We start from the raw sequence: 17683 nt of genomic DNA on the forward strand, positions 1-17683 counted from the left end.
CGCGGGCACTCGGGTCACGGTCCCGCACCGCCCAACGCGGGCAGGGCCACGGTGGGGTCGCCCAGCAGCACCAGGCTCTGCCGGTCGAGCGCCGACACCCGCAGCCTGGTCAACGTCTCGCGAACCGACGTGTCCCCGGCTGCCAACATCTCCCTCAGCCGGGCCCACTGGGTATGCAACTCGCCGACGTCGGCCCGGTATTCGGCCAGCGCCAGGCCCAGCGGTTCGCCCGCGTACAGATGCGTGGACAGGGCGGAGACGAGGCGCCCGCCCAGACCCTGGCCGGTGTTCTCGACCTGTAGGGTCCAGCTGAAGGTCGGCTCGACGTGTCCGAGGACGGCCCGCACCGGGTTCTCCCGGCCGAGCAGTTCCAGCGCCGCGGGCGCCACCATCGTGCCCAGGCTCGCGACGGCCTCGACCGTGCCGAAGGCGGAGCTGCCGACCGGAAGCAGCCCGGCGTAGAAGCTCTCGCCGGCGGCACCGGCGGAGCAGCACGCCTGGGCGTACCACACGCAGCCACCGGGCACGGCTCCGCACAGCGCGTCCAACGGCAGGGTGGTGTGCGTGCCGTCGACCGGGAGCCCGAGTACGGCGCGCATCTCGGTCGGGTTTCCCAGCGGTCCGGTGCGGCCGTGGCTGGAGGTGGCGAGCAGGCCGGGGCGGATCTCGGTCAGCGCACTCAGCAGCGCGGCGCCGGTGGCCTCGGCCGCCACCAGGTCGCGGAACTGCGCGAGCGGGGGCGGTGTCAGGCACCCGGCCAGCGGTGCGGCGATGACCGCGCGCATCAACGCGGTGATGTCCGTGGGACCGTGGTCGACCGTCCAACTCAGGGCCCGGTCCGTGCGCGCCGGTGCGTCGCTCCAGTTCGCGAGCAGCGCGCGCACGTAGCGGGCGAGCGGCTCCCCGGACAGGGGGATGCGCCCGACCAGGTGCCGGGTGCCCAGGGCATATTGCACGGACCAGGGGATCACCTCGGGGCCGCCGACGATCACCACGTATCGCGGGAGCCGACCCCGGTCGGTCCCGAACTCGGACAACCCGATGGCCGGTTCCTGGGGTCGGCCCTGGGCGAAGTATCTGCGCAGGAGGTGGTCGGGCAGGTCCGGACTCCAGCGCAACACCACGGTGCCCGGTCGCGCCGTCAACAGTTCGCGGATCGGGGCGTCCGCGTCCTCGCCGGCGGCCTTCGCGGCGTCGGACAGATTCGGATCGGTGCTGTCCGGGAGCAGGATCCCGTAGCCGACGTCGGCCGAGCGCCAGTCGCGCGGATCGGTCGGCGGCCCGAAGGGGAGCACGGCCTGGGAGCGTGGGATGCCGCGCTTCCCGGCGCCCCAGCGCGCCGCCTCCTCGTCCGTCGTGGCCTGCGCCGCCTCGTCCCCGGTCCAGGCGTTGAGCCGGATCTCCGCAGGTATGGTCATGGGCTGCCACCCGCCAATCGAGCCCGCAGGTCGGCGATCAGGGCATCGACCCGCGCCGTCAGGGCCGGATCGACGGTGATCGGATCGAGCGTGGCGCGGAAGCGCTCGTAGGTGTCGAGTTGCCCCTGCAGGTTCGCCGTGTCGGGCAGACCCACGACGGAGCTCGACGTGATCCGCAGCGGCTCGTCCTGCACGTAGAGCACCGGGTCCGACCACGCGTCCGTCTGCGTCGGATCGGCCTGCGCCATCGCCTGGCGCGGCGCGGTGAACGTCGTGGCCCAGTCGATCTCGTGCTCGCCGGCGTCCTTCACCGCGATGCGCACCGTGGCGAGCACCTCCGGATACAGCGCGGCGCAGAACCTGTCCGCATCGCCCAGGTCGATCATCCTGCGCATGCCCGCGACGGCGGGCAACCCCTGCGAGACGAGTTCGTGCGCGAGGGAGAGAGTGTCCGAGGTCTGCGCGCTTCGACAGGCACCGAGGACCACCAGCCACGGCGCGCACGGGTTCAACGCGACCACCAGATCGGGCAGTTTCAGCTGTACGGAACCGACCGGCTCGCGGGCGTCGACGTCGGCGGTGTGCGCGAAGGCCAGCGTACGGACACCGCCGGCCGCCCCGCCGTGACACAGCAGGTGCACGATGTGCGGCCGGGCCGCGGTGATCCGCTTGGCCAGGTCGGGCGCGTTCGCGGGGATCGTTTCGGCGCTGACGTCGGCCCGCCCGGACGCCGCGACGGCATCCAGTACGGCCTGTTCCGCGCTGATCACGTGCAATCGCGTGCCGACCGCCCGGGCATCGGGCAGCGCGGTGGCGGCCAGCAGCGCTCGGAGCTGCGGCACGCCGCTGCGCTGCGCCGCGGACAGGACGGCGACGATGGTCAACGGCGGGGTGAACGTGCGGCGATCGACCGGGCTGCGGATGGCGGCGATCCGGGCGATCGGCCAGCGGGCGTCCAGGGCGATGAACCCCTGGGGTGACGAGTGGAGTTGTTCCCAGGGCAGTTGATCGGCCTGGTTCGAGACCATGTGCAGGTACAGCGGTCCCGGCCCGGCGGCCGGCGGCTTGGTCAGCGCGGCGCTCAGCCCCAGGCTCACCACAGGATGTCGGCACAGCCGCTCCAGCAGGGCCTCGCCCCGGGCGGTGACGGTGCCGCCGGGGTCGGTGACGTCGGTGAGTTCGTTGGTACCCAGCCCCGGGATGTTGGCGGGCGCCTCGCGCAACTTGAGCACCGTGCGGTCCCCGAACGGTTCGAACCCCAGGACGGTACGCATCACGACTCCCGCATCCGCCGATCGACCAGGGCCCGCAGCTCGGCGATGGCCTGCCCGACCCCGCGGTCGTACGCCTGCTTCGCGGCCGGGGTTTCGCCCGGAACGCCTGCGGTTCGTACCAGCGAGGCCACCTGGTTCTCGATGTAACGCGTGGACGCGGCAACCCACATCGGCACCGATTCGGCCGTCGCGTAGCGCGCGGTGATCTCTTCGCCGCCGGCCACGCCCAGCGCGCTCGGCAGGATCTCACCGCTGGTCGCCGAATCCCCGATGGGTGCCCGCCCGCTGAGCCAGCTCTGTCCGGGCAGGTCCGGGTCGGGCCAGGGGTTCCGCAGTGCGCCGCGCACGAACTCGGGCTGGAGGTACGCGAACAGCGAGGGGTCACGCGGGATCGGCACCGCCCCCGGGGCGCCGGCGATGAACGCGTGTGCCTGTGCCAAGGTGTACCCGGCGGGATCCAGCGGCAACGCGCTGTAGAACGTCGGCCCGGCGCGCCGCAGACCGATGTGGTCGGTCATGATCCGGGTGGCCGTGTCGTACGGATTCTCCGGGGGCGAGCCGAAGGACAGCACGGACGCACCCACGCGGTCGGCGAGGCGCCGCACGCGGTCCGCAGTCACGTACGCGCGCTCGGAACGCCCGCTCGGCTGCGCGGGATCGGGGTTCACCGACAACACCGGGCGACTGCCCTCGAACGCGCCGTCCGCAACGATGTGCAGCGCCCGCACCGCGCGGCCGTCCAGCCCCGCGGTGATCCAATCCCCCCACAGCAGCGGACCCGGCGCGGGCCGCGAATCGGCGCCGACGGGTCGGCGCCGCGGCCCCGACCGGTCGAGTAGCGCGGCGTCGCCGGGATCGTGCAGATGTACGCGCGTTTCGTTCGGACTTTCGTGCAACAGCGCCCGCAGTGCCTGTTCGGCCCCCCGGTCGGTGAACACGTGCACGTCCACCTCGCCCGTGACGGAGGTGCGCAGAGCGGAGATGAACGAGGAGAGGTATCCGGCGACCCAGGCCGCGTTCGGGGTCACGGACACGGCGACGGCCACGGTCCACACCCGCCCCGGGTCGGACCCCGGCGGAAGCCGATCGGGAACCCGCACGAGCGGGCGACCGATGGCCGGGATGAGGGCCCGCTCCCACGGCACCCCACCGAGGTTGCCGTACGGCGGGATCAGCCGCAGCCAGAGCGCCGTGTCCGCCGGGAAGTCCGCGATCAGGCGATCCCGGACGGCCTCGACCAGGTCGCGGGGCACCTCCAGTGCGGTCGGGGGCTCCGAGCCTTCGGCGAGGCCGAATCTGCCGTAGTCGAATTCGGCCCGCCAGTACGTCCGCGCGTCGTTCGCCGGATCCCCGACCAGTTCGACCGCCGCCACCGGCGAGGAGCCCGCCAGGTCGAGTCGCACCCGGAGCACGGCCAGGCGCCAACGCTCGGTGCGGGCCTCGGACATGGCGACTCTCCTTCGATTCGGCTTCCGAATTCCGGCGGGGAGCGTGCGCCGCCGGCCTACCGTGTCGCGCGGGCGCGCGGATCACCCCTCAGTCCGGCCGGGTGAGGGCGTGCATCGCCCACCACGTCGTCGGGTTGCTGACCTCGCCGTGCCCGGCGATGGCCGGCCTTCCGTCGATCTCGACTCCGCCGTCCACGGCGATCACCCGCAACCCCCCGTCGAGGTCGTAGCGTTCCTGCCCGGGGACGGCCGCGGGTCGAACGGCGGAGATCCCCTCCACCCCGGCGGGGCCGAATCCGCCCAGGGCACCGTACAGTTCGGGATCGCCGAGCGCGGCGAAGCCCGGTTGGCCCTGCCGACTCGCGCGCATCGCGAGATGGAAGGCCTTGGTCAACGGCTCGTCGAACGCGGAGAACGTGGTCAACAAAGGTCGTTCCACCAGGTCCGGGATCGAGTGGTGGACGCCGGGGCGTCCGGTGCCGGCCACGTCCGCCGCGAAGCACCAGCGGTTGATCGCGGCCTGCAGCAGCAGCATCGATCGGGCGGGCCGGCTCGGAGCCGCGGACGCGAGCGCGGACAGCACCACCTTCGCACCGAAGGAATGGCCGACCAGATGCAGCCGGACTCCGCTCTCGCGCAGGATGTGCGCCACGAGCGGACCCACCCCGCGAGCACCCACCTCGCCCGCGCGTGCCTTCATCCTCCACACCGTGGCCGCACGCAACAGGCTGCGCGGATCGAAGCCTCCGCCACCCGCGGCGCGCAGACCCGACGACGCGTCGCCCGCGACGCCGAAGTCGTTCGGATCGGCCGGCGGGGTCGCGCCCCCGCCACTGTCCAGTGCCTCCCAGACGGTGAGGAATTCCTTGGCGGTGGGCGGCACCGAGCCGTCGTCCGGGTCGGGTTCGGCCCGCAGCGCGCCGAGCACGATCTCGGCCGCACGCAGCGCCGCGTCGGCGTCGATCACCGCGCGACCGTCCACCAACTCGACGAACTCCGGATCCGATTCCGGACCCAGGGACCGGGTGACCAGGTCGAGCATCTCCTCGACCTGGCGCGCCTCGGCCCCGTCGGGTTCCGGATCGGCCGCGATCCCGGGGCCCGCCTCCCACGGCATGACGAAACTGGTCGACGGCCAGATGACGCCGATCAGCAGGGGCCGGTAGTCCGGGGGAACGGGAATCGCGAATTGCCGCCGCTGAGCTATGAACCCGCCGATGAAACTGCGATAGCGGTCGAGGGCCTGCGCGAAGATGTTGTTCCAGCCGTGCGAGAACAGGAAGACATCGCCGACCCCGGCGAGCCGCTCCTTGATCTCCTGCTCGGCGACCGGGCTGCGCAGCCGACCGTCCTCGTCGTAGCGGAGCAGGTACAGATCCGCGGTCGAGCCCCCGTCGAGCGGAAACTGTCGAAAAGGACCAGACATCGTCCGGCTCCATGTCCGTGCGGGTGGTGCGGCAGTCCTGACTCCATGGTTCACCTCCACGCGGACGGGGGCAAACGGGGCAGGATCCGGCGCCCGAGGGCCGCGCGCCCGCCGGGCGGTGGCGCGGAAGGGCCGGCCGGTGATTGCCGCGATCGGAACGGCACGGCCCGACCCGATGCGGAATCGGGTCGGGCCGAGGCGGACGCGCACGCGAAACCGTCCGGGACGCCTGCCCGGCCGGGTCGCCTACCCGGCGCGGACGCTCGCTCGGTCGGGACGCCTGCCCGGAAGGCGACGTTCCTCGCTCAGAAGGTGACCTTCCAGGAGTCGATCTTGCCCGTGTCGGAGGCGGCCACGTCCTGCACCTTCAACCGCCAGGTTCCGTTCGCGACTTCGCCGGAGACGTCGACCGTGTAGGTGGCGACGACGTTGTCCGCGGAGTCGTTGGTACTGGAGTTCTTGAGTCGGTAGACGGAGTTGTCCGGGGCGACGAGGTCGACGGTCAGGTCGCCGCGCCAGGTGTGCTTGATGTCGACGCCGACCTTGAGGCCGGCGGGCGCGTTGCCCGGGACCCCGGTGACGACGATGTCGCTGAAGACGGCCGCGCCGTTGTCGGGGATGGCCACATCGTTCGTGTTCTCGAACGTCGTGCCGCCCGGATCCCCGCCGCAGGTCTTGCCGATCGCACGCGGGGGACAGTCCGCATAGTCGAGCAGGTGCAGGACGGCGGCCTTGTTCCGGGACGTTTCCCGATCGATGACCTCGTCGGGCGGATAGAACCCACCGTTGCCCGACGCGGGGTACATCTCGAACGTGTAGGCGTAGATCCGCTGGTCGCCCCACAGCCAGTCGTCGATCGAGCCGTCCGTGATGTAGAGATCGGACGACTGCTCGGGGGTGTAACCGTTGGTCGCCGCCATGGCCCGGCCGATCGTGGCGAACGTGTTGTACTCGTCGGCGGTCATGCCGGGTACGACATCGCTGTACGTCCACCCGAACGGCCACAGGACCAGTTCGCTGTAGGTGTGGAAGTCGATCGCCGCGGTCAGTTGCTGCTTTCCGCCGACGATGCGGCCGTGCACCCAGTCGGTCACGGCCTTGACCTCGGGCGCGGACTCGGCCCGCGGGCCGCGGTAGGTCTCACTGCCGGTGCTGCCCGAGGAACCGCCGCAACAGCCCCACTTGTAGTTCCAGTTGCGGTTCAGGTCGGTACCGACATTGCTCGAACCGGAGTTGGGCTGCCGATTCTTGCGCCAGCTGCGATACGAACCGGTGGCGATGTCGAACTCGCCGCCGTCCGGGTTGACATCGGGCATGATCCAGATCTCGCGAGTGTCCACCAGCGCCTTGATCCGCGGGTCGGTGGCATAGCCGTCGCCGAGCAACTTGACCAGGTAGAGCGCCATTTCGACGGTGAGGTGTTCCCGGGCGTGTTGATGGTGGGAGAACAACACCTCGGGCTCGTTCTCGTCGGCCGCCACGTTGTCCGAGATCTTCAGCACGTACAGGTCGCGGCCCTCGTAGGAGCGCCCGATCACCTGCTTGCTGATCAGCGTCGGGTGGTTGGCGACGGCCTTGTCGATCTCGGTGACCATCTCCGCATAGTTGTGGTAGCCGGAGTCCGAGGGTGGGAAGTCCCGGTTGATCCGGCTCCCGGGGAGGGGCGGGGCCTCCGGGTTCACCGTGAAGCCCAGTGCCCTGATCCGCCGGACCTCCTCCGGGGTCGCGGTGATCAGCAGGCGGCCGTCCTCGACGCCGTCGACCGAGGCGCCGGTGGACGCGATGGCGCTGCGCTGCTGGGTGGTTCGCACGCCGACGACGCTGTACTCGGCCGACGTCGTGGCATCCGCGGACGGAGACGACTTCTCTCCGACGGCGGGGGCGGGGTTGACCGCGACCATCGCGAGGGCGACGGTGAAGGCGGCGGTCAGGACGGACAGGCGCTTGTGTTTCACACGTGTACCTCCTCGTGGCGGCATCGGGCTTCCCCGATGCCGGAGGGATTGCGTCGTGTGTCGACGGACACCGTCGGTGGGAGGCCGACGACATGCCGCACGGGTGGATCGCACGACATGCGCTCGCGCACGCCGGCGATCCGACAAGGGGGACGTGACCCACCCGAGACGCCGAGTGGACCGCTACCAAGGTAACCATCGGACCGTGACCGCGAATCGGGGAAACCCTTGGCGTTCCGCCGGACCGGAGTGCGGTCCCACGGGGGCGAACCCGACACCACGCGGCTCACCCGCCCGCCGGGCCGGCAGCGGCGAACGACCCGCACGGCGTGATTCCTTCGGTCGTGCGGGCCGTCCGGTGCGGGGGCGGATCACCAGGGATCCTTCGGGTTCCAGATCAGCGGCGGCGTATTGGTGAGGATGCGCCGGAGGATTGCCATCATGTGGTCACCTCCTTTCGGGTGCGTGCGATCGGGTGACGGGCTCGGTGGTGCGGCTCAGGGTGAACGCATGCGGCGCGGCCGCGTTGGTGACGACCGGACGGGTGTGCCCGCCGAGAACGGTCAGCCGGGCGTCGCCGGCCAGGGCGGCCACGGCGTCGCCGGCCATGGTCCGGGCGAGGGCGGCGCCGGCGCAGACGAACGGGCCTGCGCCGAACGGCAGATAGGGGCGACGTGGGTCGGGATGGGCCCAGCGGTCCGGGTCGAACGCGTGCGGCCGGTTCCAGTGTCGTTCGTCGTGATGCAGCAGGTAGGGGCTGACCGACAGGATCGCGCCGGGACGCAGTGCCACACCACCGATCTCGACCGGGTGCGGGACGGGGCGGCCGACCATCCAGACGAACGGGCGATGGCGTGCGGCCTCGCGCACGATCCGGTCCGTGGGCCAGGGCCACGGCGCGCCCGGCGGGTGATGCAGCCCGGCCAGCAGTACGGTCCAGGCCACGGCGTAGCCGACGTTTCCCACGATCGACCGGAACAGCAGTACGTACAGTTCGGCCACGTCGTCCTCGCTCGTCTCCGAGGGGCAGGCGTCGAGGACGGCGTCGAGCAGATCGCGCGGCCCGCCGGGGTCGCCACCCTGTGCCCGGCGTTGCCCGATGTGCCGGATCAGCGCGGCGAAGAGCCTGGCGCGCAGGATCTCCGCGCGGGCCCGCTCCCGCATCAGGGGCGAGCGGATCAGCAGGCCTGCGCCCACGGAGCGGGCGAGCAGGCGCCGTAGATCGGGCGCCGCGGCGGGGTGGAGCAGCAGGTCGGCCGTGCACTCGTAAAGCAATGCGGTGCCGGCTTCGGGCCAGCTCGTGGCCGCGGGCAGTCGCGGCACCGCTTCGGCGAGGTTCTCGCGATACTCGGGTAATCGTGCCCGGACGAGGTTCCGCACGGCGTGACCGACGGCGAGCTGAGCCGATCGTGAGGGCAGCAGGTCACCGTAGAAGGTGGACAGGCCGGCGTTGAACTCGGGATCGCGCAACACCGTGAGCGCCAGGTCCGTCTCGCCCACGCACCAGCCGCCCCAGGGGAGTCGGAAGACGCCGGTGGTGCGACGGCGGGACAGATCGTCGAGAAACCCCAGCGGATCGCGGTGGAACCGACGCAGATCTGCCCTGGCCATCGAGTGGTCTCCCCCTCCGACACCGGTCGGGTGCGGGAGCACGCGCCCCCACGGAACACGGACAGCGACCTCAGGTCAGTATCGTGTGACCGCAATGCCCGTGCAAGGCATCGACCCCGGGCAATCCCCGCGCCGAGCAGGTGAGTTCGCGGGCCGGTCGGTTTCCGGCCGGTGACCGGCCGGGTGTCGCCGGGGCCCGCCGACCAGGCTCCGGGACCGCTTCGTCGCCCCGGCGGTCGAGGCGGTGCGTGCCCGGGGCGGTGCGGCCGGGACGCCCACTACATCAGGTGGGCCCGGCAGGCCAGCTGTACCGCGAGGCGTTGTTGAGGGTCCTCCAGGTCCGCGCCGATCAGCTCGCCCACCTTGCGCACGCGCTTGGTGACCGCGTTGCGGTGCAGGTGGAGTTCCTCGGCCGCCCGGGCCGGCGAGCCCTGATGGTCGAGGTAGGCCTGCAGTGTGCGCAGCAGCGGGACCGCGCGCTGCGGGCCCAACGCCAGGACCGGAGCCAGGAGTTCGCGTACCGCCTCGCGGGCCGCATCGGAGGAGTACCAGTCCAGGAGCATGCGGTCCAGGCCCGCCGCGTCGTGGGCGGCGACCGGGCCGAGACCGCCGCCCGAGCGGGACAGGGCGGTGTGCGCCTCGCGCGCGGACGTGCGCAGCCCGAGCACGCCCCGATGGGCCGCGCCCACGCCGCAGCGCAGATCCGCATCGGGGCTGCGCTCGCGCAGCGCGGTCAGGAGCCGAGCGGCGTCGGCCAGGGTCGCGCGCATGCCGTCCCGGCCCGGGTCGGTGGGTTGCGAGCGGGCCAGGATCAGCGCCTCGTCGACGCGCGCGGCGTTCCAGGCGACCACGCCGGCGGAGCGCAGCAGGCGCAGCGCGAGCGGCCCGGCGGTCTCCAACAGGCGGTAGCGGTCGGTGCCGGCCAGCGCGACCGGCTCCACCCGCAGGACCAGGTGCCAGCCGTCGACGGGCAGCCCCAGGGCCCGGCCGCGGCTGCCCAGACGCAGCGCCTGGGCCTCGGGCACGGCCAGCAGCTCGGCCAGCAACTGACCGCGCGAGCGCACCGGGACGTCGTCGGCCGGTCCCGCCGCCGCGGCCAGGGCGCCGAGGGCGAGCACCGCCCGCACGGCCTGCCCGCTCGGCCCCGGCCGCTCCGGAGCACTGAGCCAGGTGTCGCCGTCGGGCCCGCGCGCGGACGCGCCCGCCTCGCCCGGCTCCGGCGCGCGCAGCTCGACGGGGATGCCCAGGACCCGGGACGCGGCCCGGGCCACCCGCTCGGGGTCGCCCGCGACGGACGGCATCTCGCGGGCCGCGGCATCCACCCGGGCGAGGGCGTCGGCCGCACCGCCGCGGACCGCCCGGTCGACCGCCAGGATCAGCGCGGCGAGGTCGCCCTCGGTGTGCAGGATCGCCACCCCGCCCCGATCGGCCAGCTCCCGCGCGGTGGCCGGGACGGGGGCGTCCGGCGGGACCGCGGTCAGCACCAGGCCCGCCGCGCCGGCTGCCGCGAGATCGCGCACCGCCACGTCGAGCCGATAACCACTCAGCGGGGTCGCCAACACGAGCAGGCACCCGGCGGGCGCATGGGCCAGGCGGTCCGCGCGGGTCTCCAGTCGCACGCCGGTCAGCGGGACGGCATCCGTGGGGCCGGCCACGACGACGAGCCCGTCGAGGCCGGGGCCGGTGAGCAGTTCGGCGAGTAGGATCACGCCGCCCAGTGTGCCGGCCGCACATGTTCGACTCGATCGGGTGCGCGTGGCACACGTACGATCCGCCGCCGGTTCGTACCGTTGACCCATGGAACTCGACGCCGGACTGCTTCCGGACTTCGCACGCGGCTGCGCCGTCCTGGGTTCGGGCGGCGGCGGAGCCACGTCGGTTACCCTCGCGGGCGCCCGACAGGCCATCCTCGAACACGGGCCGGTCCGGGTCCTGCACGCCCGCGAGCTGCCCCCGGACGCGGCCGTGATGACCGTCGGCACCGTCGGCTCGTCCCCGGTGATGGGCGAGCGCATCGGCGGCGTCGCCGATGCGCGCCGGATGCGGGACCGGGTCGAGCAGGTCCGGGGTCGGCCACCGGTCGCCCTGCTGTCCAGCGAGATCGGCGGATCCAACGGCTGCGTGGCGGTCACCTGGGCCGCGCGGTTGGGCCTGCCGCTGCTGGACGCGGACAGCATGGGCCGGGCCTTCCCCCGGATGGACCAGAACGTGCTCGAACTCGCCGGCATCCGCGCCACCCCCGCGGTGCTCGCCGACGAACGCGGCCGCACCGTGGTGGTCGACCACGCGGACGGGCCCTGGCTGGAGCGGGTGGTCCGGGCGGGCCTGGACGCCTTCGGCGGCCAGGCCGCCTGCTCGGACTATCCGGTGACGGCCGGACAGGTCGCCCGCCACGCCGTGCCCGGGTCGATCCGCCGGGCCCTCGCGGTGGGTTCGGCACTTGCCGCCGGTGTTCCCGAGGACCCCTCCCCGGTGGCCCGGCGCGTCGTCACCGGCAAGATCGCCGCGATCGAGCGGGTCTCGGATCCGACCACCGGAATCCTGGTCGAGGGCCTGGGCCCGGACGCGGGCCGGCTGCTGCGGGTCGAGGCGCAGTCGGAGTATCTGGCCGTCCTGGAGAACGGCCGGCCCGTCGTGCTGACGCCGGACATCATCGCCCTGGTGGAGACCAGGACCGGTGAGGCACTGCCGGTCGAGGTGCTGCGCTACGGGCTCCGGATCTCGATCCTCGCGCTGGACTGCGCCCCGATCTGGCGCACCGAGGCGGGCCTTCGACTCGCCGGCCCGGCGGCCTTCGGGCTGGACCTGCCCGACCGTGCGCAGGTCGGGCGATGACCGGCCCGCGCACGATCGGAGTGGACGTGGGCCCCACCAACACCGACGGCGCCCTGCTGGTCGGCGACGCGCCGGCGGCCACGGTCAAGGTGCCCTCGGCCGGGCATCCGGTGGACAGCGTGCGAACCGCGGTGGCCGCCCTCCTGCGCGACGCACCGCGCGCACCGCGGGTGACCCACGTGGCCATCGGCCTGCGCAGCGCCGCGCACGCGGTCACCCGGCGCGAGGGGCTGACCCGGGTCGGGGTGCTGCGGATCGGCGGACCCGTCTCGGACGCGGTGCCGCCGCTGGCGCACTGGCCCGCCGACCTGCGCACGGCCGTGCACGCCGGCAGCGCGATGGTCGAGGGCGGCGCGGGCCTGACCCCCGCCGATGCCACGGCGCTGGACCGGGACGCGGTGGCCCGCTTCGCGGCCGGCCTCGCCGGTCGTTGCGACGCGTTCGCGGTCACCGGGGTCTTCTCGCCGGTCGATGACACCCAGGAACACCAGGCGGCCGAGATCATCCGCCGCGAGGTGGGCGCCGATTCCTTCGTGGGCCTGTCCGCCGGGTCGGGCGGGCTGGGCCTGATCGAGCGGGAGAACAGCACCGTGCTGGACGCCGCCCTGTCCCGGCACACCCGGGCCCTCGCCGACGCGTTGACCGCCGCGCTCGGCGCGCTGGGCCTGTCGTCCGCGACGATCCTGGTGGCCCGCGGCGACGGCACGCTGACCTCGCTGGAGTATCTGCGGCTGCATCCGGGCCTGGCCCTGGGCAGCGGCCCGGCGGGCACGCTGCGCGGCGCCGGACTGCTCACCGGCCTGACCGACGCGGTGGTCGCCGACGTCGGGGCGCGGCGGATCAGGGTGGGCCTGTTGGCCGGCGGCTTCCCGCAGGAGAGCCGGCCCGGGCTGGTCATCGGCGGCGTGCCGGTGAGCTTTCCGATGCCCGACCTGATCCGGGTCCCGGCCGACGACCCCGACGCGTTCGAGGAGGCGGTGGACCGGATGCAGCCCGGCGCGGCCCGCCTGCCGCTGGTCGTGGTCGGCGGCGGTTCGGCGGCGCTCGCCGCGACGCGGGCGCCCGCCGCCCACGTGCTGCTGCCCGAACACGGTCTGGTGGCCGGGGCGTTCGGCGCCGCGCTCAGCCCGGTCGGCGGTGCCCACGAGCGACTGATGCGGGCCGGCGAGGCGGCCGGGACGGACGCGGTGGACGAGGTACGCGAAGGCGCGCGGCGCAGCGCGGTGCGTGCGGGGGCCGATCCGCGCCGGGTCGTCGTACTGCCGGTCGAGCGGGTACCCGTGCCCTACCTCCCCGGACCCGCGTTCAGTCTGCGCGCCCGCGCGGTGGGACCGCCCTCGCCGCTGTGAGCGCTGCTCGAAACGTATCCGCGGAGCACCACCCGTCCCGGTGAACCGCGGCCCCTCCCTCATCCCACCGTGCTTCGCCCTGCCCGACGTCCCCTTCCGGTGCCGGGAATTCGGCCTTCAGGAATCCGAGGAAAGCGCATGACCACAGACAGCAGAACGCCCGCCGCCGGCGCCCCCTCCGTCGAGCCGGCCGCCGCCCCGGCGAGCGCGGACCCGGCGGCACGCGCATCGGCCGCACCCGCATCCGCCGCACCCGACGCGTCCGGCGTCGACGCGGACTACCCGCTCGAACGGGTGCCGCGGTCCGCGCGCCACTCGTGGTTCAACGTCGCGATCCAGCGCTTCGGCCAGCTCTCCGATCTGACCCAGTTCCTGCTCGGCGCGACCCTGGGTGCCGGACTGAGCTTTTGGGGTGCGTTCTGGGCGTTCACGCTCGGCTCGGTGATCCTGGAAGTGGTGTGCGTCTTCGTCGGCATCGCCGGCATGCGCGAGGGTCTGACCACCTCGGTGCTCGCCCGTTGGACCGGCTTCGGCCGCTACGGATCCACCCTGATCGGCCTGGTGATCGCGGTCAGTCTGTTCGGCTGGTTCGGCGTGCAGACCGCGGTGTTCGCCGCCGGATTGCACTCATTGGCGCCGGACGTGCCGCTGTGGGGCTGGTGTCTGATCACCGGCCTGGGTGTCACGGCGCTGGTGCTGCGCGGGTTCCGCGCGATGGGCTGGACCGCCTTCGTCACCGTGCCCGCGTTCCTGGGGTTGGCCGGCTGGGCGATGACCGTGGAGATCTCCCGGCACAGCATGGGCGACCTGGTCGCCTCGCCGCCCTTCGGCGAGCACATATCGATCGCGACCGGTGCGACCATCGTGGCGGGCTCGTACATCGTCGGCGCGGTCACCACACCCGACATGACCCGGTTCAACCGTTCCACGGCGGACGTGGTCAAGCAGACCCTGGTCGGCATCTCGCTCGGCGAGTACGTACTGGGCCTGGCCGGCGTGTTGTTGGCGTACGCGGTCAAGTCGTCCGACGTGATCGCCATCATCACCGCCTCCTCCGGCGTGGCGGGCGTACTGATCCTGGTGTCGGCCACCGTGAAGATCAACAACTGGAACCTGTACTCGGCCGCGCTCGGCCTGATCGGCGCCGTCGAGTCGACGATCGGCGTACGACTCAACCGCACCGCCGTGACGATCGCGATCGGTGTGCTCGGCAGCCTCGCGGCGGCAGTCGGCATCCTCGACCGGTTCACCGACTTCCTCACCCTGCTCGGTGTGGTGACGCCGCCGATCGCCGGAATCATGGTCGCCGAATACTTCGTGACCAAGCGCTGGCGCCCGCAACTGGACGCCTCGCGCGCGATCGGCCGACTCCCGGAGACCGAACCCTCGTGGGTGCCCGCCACGATCGTGTCGTGGAGCGCGGCCTCGGTGTTCGGCTGGTTGTGCGACCACTACCAGTGGGCCGGCGTGCCGGCGCTGAACTCGCTGCTGCTCGCCGGGCTCGGATACGTCGTGGCGGGCCGGCTGAACCTCGTGCACGGCCACCGCGAACTCCCGGTCGAGCAACCGGCCCGGCCGGCGGCGGCCCGTGAGATAGCCGCCGAGGCCGCGTCCACCACCGCCTGAACACCCCACCCTGCCCGCAGCGGCAACTCGGCAAGAGGAACCACCACATGCGCATCGGAATCGACGTCGGGGGCACCAACACCGACGCCGCCCTGCTCGGCGACGACAACCACGTCCTCGCCGGCACCAAATCGCCCACCACCGCCGACGTCACCTCGGGAGTCGCCGCCGCCGTCACGGCACTGCTCGCCGCACCCGGCGCCGACGGCCGGCCCACCGATCCGGCCGCGGTGGACGCGGTGATGATCGGCACCACACACTTCCTGAACGCGCTCATCGAGGGCGAACGGCTCGCGCAGGTCGCGGCGGTGCGACTGGGACTGCCCGCGACCGCGGCGCTGCCGCCGATGGTCGACTGGCCCGAACGCCTGCGCGCCGTGGTCGGCGGTGGCACCTACCTGTGCCACGGCGGACGCGAGTTCGACGGCCGGATGATCTCGCCGCTGGACCCCGAGGAACTGCGCCGGGTCGCGGCCGACATCGCGTCCCGGGGGCTGCGTTCGATCGCGATCAGCTCGGTGTTCTCGCCGGCCGCCGCCGAGGACGAGGTGCGCGCGGCGCAGATCCTGACCGCCGAACTCGGCGACGTTCACGTGTCCCTCTCCCACGAGATCGGCCGGGTCGGCCTGTTGGCGCGCGAGAACGCCACCATCGTCAACGCGTCGCTGCGGGACCTGGCCGAGCACATCGTGGACGCGTTCGGCGCGGCGCTGGCCGGCGCCGGGATCACCGCGCCGTTCTTCATATCGCAAAACGACGGCACGCTGATGGACATCGCCCACGCGCGCCGCCACCCGGTCGCCACGTTCGCCTCCGGGCCGACCAACTCGATGCGCGGCGCGGCCTTCCTGTCCGGGCTCACCGACTGTGCGGTGGTGGACGTGGGCGGGACCACGGCCGACGTGGGCATCCTGGTCGGCGGCTTCCCACGCGAGGCGGCCGGCGAGTCGGAGGCGGCCGGGGTACGCACCAACTTCCGCATCCCGGACGTGCTCTCGCTCGGCATCGGCGGCGGCTCGCTGGTCGCGGCGGACGGCGAGGTCGGGCCGCGCAGCGTGGGCTACCGGCTCACCGAACAGGCCCTGGTCTTCGGCGGCGACACGCTGACCGCCACCGATCTGGCCGTGGCCGCCGGCGCGGCGGACATCGGCGACGCGGGTGCGGTGGCCGGGGTGGACCGCGCCTTCGCCGAGCGCGCCCTGGCCCGGATCGCCGAGCGGCTGGCCGAGACGGTGGACCGCATGCGCACCTCGGCCGCGCCGCTGCCGGTGGTGGCCGTCGGCGGCGGCAGCATCCTGGTCCCGGGCGGCCTGCCCGGCTTCCCCGACGTGCGCCGGCCGGCCCACTTCGACGTGGCCAACGCGGTCGGCGCGGCCATCGCCCAGGTCGGCGGCGAGGTGGACCGGGTCTTCCGGGTCCCCGACGGCAAGCGCGAGCACGTGCTCGCCGCGGCCCGCGCCGAGGCGGTGCGGCGCGCCGAGGAATCCGGCGCCCGGGTGGGCACGGTCCGCATCGTCGACATCGAGGAGGTGCCGCTGGCATACCTGCCCGGCGGTGCGACCCGCATCCGGATCAAGGCCGTCGGCGATCTCGATCTGGACCGACTCGGCTCGCCGACCCCCGTGCACGAAGCGAAGAACGGAATCCCCACCCATGCGTGAGATCGGCATCGAGCAGTTGGCGGACATCGCGCGCGGCGCGGGCATCCTGGGCACCGGCGGCGGCGGCGACCCGTACGTCGGCATGCTGCTGGCCCGCGAGGCGGTGCGCCGGCACGGACCGGTCACCGTGGTCGACATCGACGAGGTGCCGGCCGACGCGACGGTCGTACCCGTCTCGTCGATGGGTGCGCCCACGGTCCTGCTGGAGAAACTCCCCTCCGGCCGGGAGGAGATCAACGCCTTGCGCGCGCTGGAGGCGGTCCTCGGCCGCCGGGCCACCCACCTGGTGCCGATCGAGATCGGCGGCGTGAACTCGATGATCCCGCTGGCCGCGGCGGCGCACACCGGGCTGCCGATCGTGGACGGCGACGCGATGGGCCGAGCCTTCCCCGAGGCGCAGATGGTGCTGCCCAGCCTGATCGGGGTCGCCAACTCGCCGATGGCACTGGCCGACGACAAGGGCAACACGATCGTGGTCCGGGCGGTGGACAACACCGAGGCCGAGCGGATCGCCCGTGCCGTGTGCGTCGAGCGCGGCTGCCAGATCTCGTGCGCGGACACCGTCCTGCGCGGCGACCAACTGCGCGCCGGCCTGGTCCCGGCCACCCTGACCCTGGCCGAGAACCTCGGCCGGGCGGTCCGCGAGGCCCGCGCCGAACACCGCGACCCGGTCGCGGCGGCCCGCGAACTCCTGGGCGGCGTACACCTCTCGGCCGGCAAGGTGGTCGACGTCGAACGCCGCACCGAGGGCGGCTTCGCCCGCGGCCGGGCCCGCCTGGAGGGCGAAGGCGCGGTCCTGGAACTGGACTTCCAGAACGAACACCTGCTCGCCCGCCGGGACGGCCGGGTGGTCGCCACGACCCCGGACCTGATCTGCGTCCTGGACACCGAGACGGGCGAGCCGGTCACCACCGAATCGTTGCGCTACGGACTGCGCGTCACCGTCCTGGCCGCCCCGTGCGACCCCCGCTGGCTGACCCCGGCCGGCCTGGCCCTGACCGGCCCGCGCTACTTCGGCTACGACCTGGACCACCATCCGATGACCGGCTGAACCGGCTCGGGCGCCTCCCGGCAGTGGCC

General features: G+C 73.1%; 12 protein-coding genes. 5 read left to right on the plus strand and 7 right to left on the minus strand.

Features of this window, described 5'->3' with window-relative positions; genetic code table 11:
- Positions 1 to 14: 14 nt before the first annotated feature.
- From ACIBM5_RS29020 to ACIBM5_RS29050, 7 genes are all read right to left on the minus strand, one after another.
- A complete protein-coding gene (locus tag ACIBM5_RS29020) occupies positions 15 to 1418 on the minus strand; it encodes a hypothetical protein (protein WP_396009469.1) in 1404 nt (467 codons plus the stop codon).
- On the minus strand, positions 1415 to 2692 hold the full coding sequence (locus tag ACIBM5_RS29025) for a CHAT domain-containing protein (RefSeq protein WP_396009470.1): 1278 nt from the start codon (positions 2690 to 2692) through the stop codon (positions 1415 to 1417). Before ACIBM5_RS29025 ends, ACIBM5_RS29020 begins: the two co-directional genes overlap by 4 nt.
- The gene (locus ACIBM5_RS29030; RefSeq protein ID WP_396009471.1) at positions 2692 to 4140 is read right to left on the minus strand and encodes a hypothetical protein; all 1449 of its coding nucleotides are present in this window, start codon (positions 4138 to 4140) and stop codon (positions 2692 to 2694) included. Before ACIBM5_RS29030 ends, ACIBM5_RS29025 begins: the two co-directional genes overlap by 1 nt.
- A gap of 88 nt (positions 4141 to 4228) precedes the next feature.
- Positions 4229 to 5566 (minus strand): hypothetical protein, encoded by a 1338-nt coding sequence (locus tag ACIBM5_RS29035; RefSeq protein ID WP_396009472.1) that lies wholly within the window; start codon positions 5564 to 5566, stop codon positions 4229 to 4231.
- A 305-nt stretch (positions 5567 to 5871) separates the two neighbouring features.
- On the minus strand, positions 5872 to 7521 hold the full coding sequence (locus tag ACIBM5_RS29040; RefSeq protein ID WP_396009473.1) for a M14 family metallopeptidase: 1650 nt from the start codon (positions 7519 to 7521) through the stop codon (positions 5872 to 5874).
- 447 nt (positions 7522 to 7968) lie between these two features.
- Entirely contained in the window at positions 7969 to 9132 is a 1164-nt protein-coding gene (locus ACIBM5_RS29045) for a cytochrome P450 (RefSeq protein WP_396009474.1), read from the minus strand.
- A gap of 278 nt (positions 9133 to 9410) precedes the next feature.
- Positions 9411 to 10841 carry a PucR family transcriptional regulator gene (locus ACIBM5_RS29050; RefSeq protein ID WP_396009475.1) on the minus strand — a complete coding sequence of 477 codons (1431 nt, stop codon included), beginning with the start codon at positions 10839 to 10841 and terminating at the stop codon, positions 9411 to 9413.
- A gap of 88 nt (positions 10842 to 10929) precedes the next feature.
- On the opposite strand from ACIBM5_RS29050, the gene ACIBM5_RS29055 reads away from it, so the two are divergent.
- The 5 genes from ACIBM5_RS29055 (at position 10930) to ACIBM5_RS29075 (ending at position 17654) form a co-directional block, all read left to right on the plus strand.
- Entirely contained in the window at positions 10930 to 11967 is a 1038-nt protein-coding gene (locus ACIBM5_RS29055; protein ID WP_396009476.1) for a DUF917 domain-containing protein, read from the plus strand.
- A complete protein-coding gene (locus tag ACIBM5_RS29060) occupies positions 11964 to 13316 on the plus strand; it encodes a hydantoinase/oxoprolinase N-terminal domain-containing protein (RefSeq protein ID WP_396009477.1) in 1353 nt (450 codons plus the stop codon). The genes ACIBM5_RS29055 and ACIBM5_RS29060 overlap by 4 nt, the downstream gene beginning before the upstream one ends.
- Positions 13317 to 13454: 138 nt before the next feature.
- Positions 13455 to 14942, plus strand: a complete 1488-nt coding sequence (locus ACIBM5_RS29065) for a purine-cytosine permease family protein (protein WP_396009478.1) — start codon at positions 13455 to 13457, stop codon at positions 14940 to 14942.
- Between the two features lie 47 nt (positions 14943 to 14989).
- Complete coding sequence (locus ACIBM5_RS29070) at positions 14990 to 16603, plus strand: hydantoinase/oxoprolinase N-terminal domain-containing protein (RefSeq protein ID WP_396009479.1); 1614 nt, start codon at positions 14990 to 14992, stop codon at positions 16601 to 16603.
- Positions 16596 to 17654: a DUF917 domain-containing protein gene (locus ACIBM5_RS29075; RefSeq protein WP_396009480.1), complete on the plus strand. Its 1059-nt coding sequence runs from the start codon at positions 16596 to 16598 to the stop codon at positions 17652 to 17654. Before ACIBM5_RS29070 ends, ACIBM5_RS29075 begins: the two co-directional genes overlap by 8 nt.
- The last annotated feature ends 29 nt before the right edge of the window (positions 17655 to 17683 follow it).

Source organism: Embleya sp. NPDC050493, assembly GCF_044458105.1.
In the GTDB taxonomy this organism is placed as follows: domain Bacteria; phylum Actinomycetota; class Actinomycetes; order Streptomycetales; family Streptomycetaceae; genus Embleya.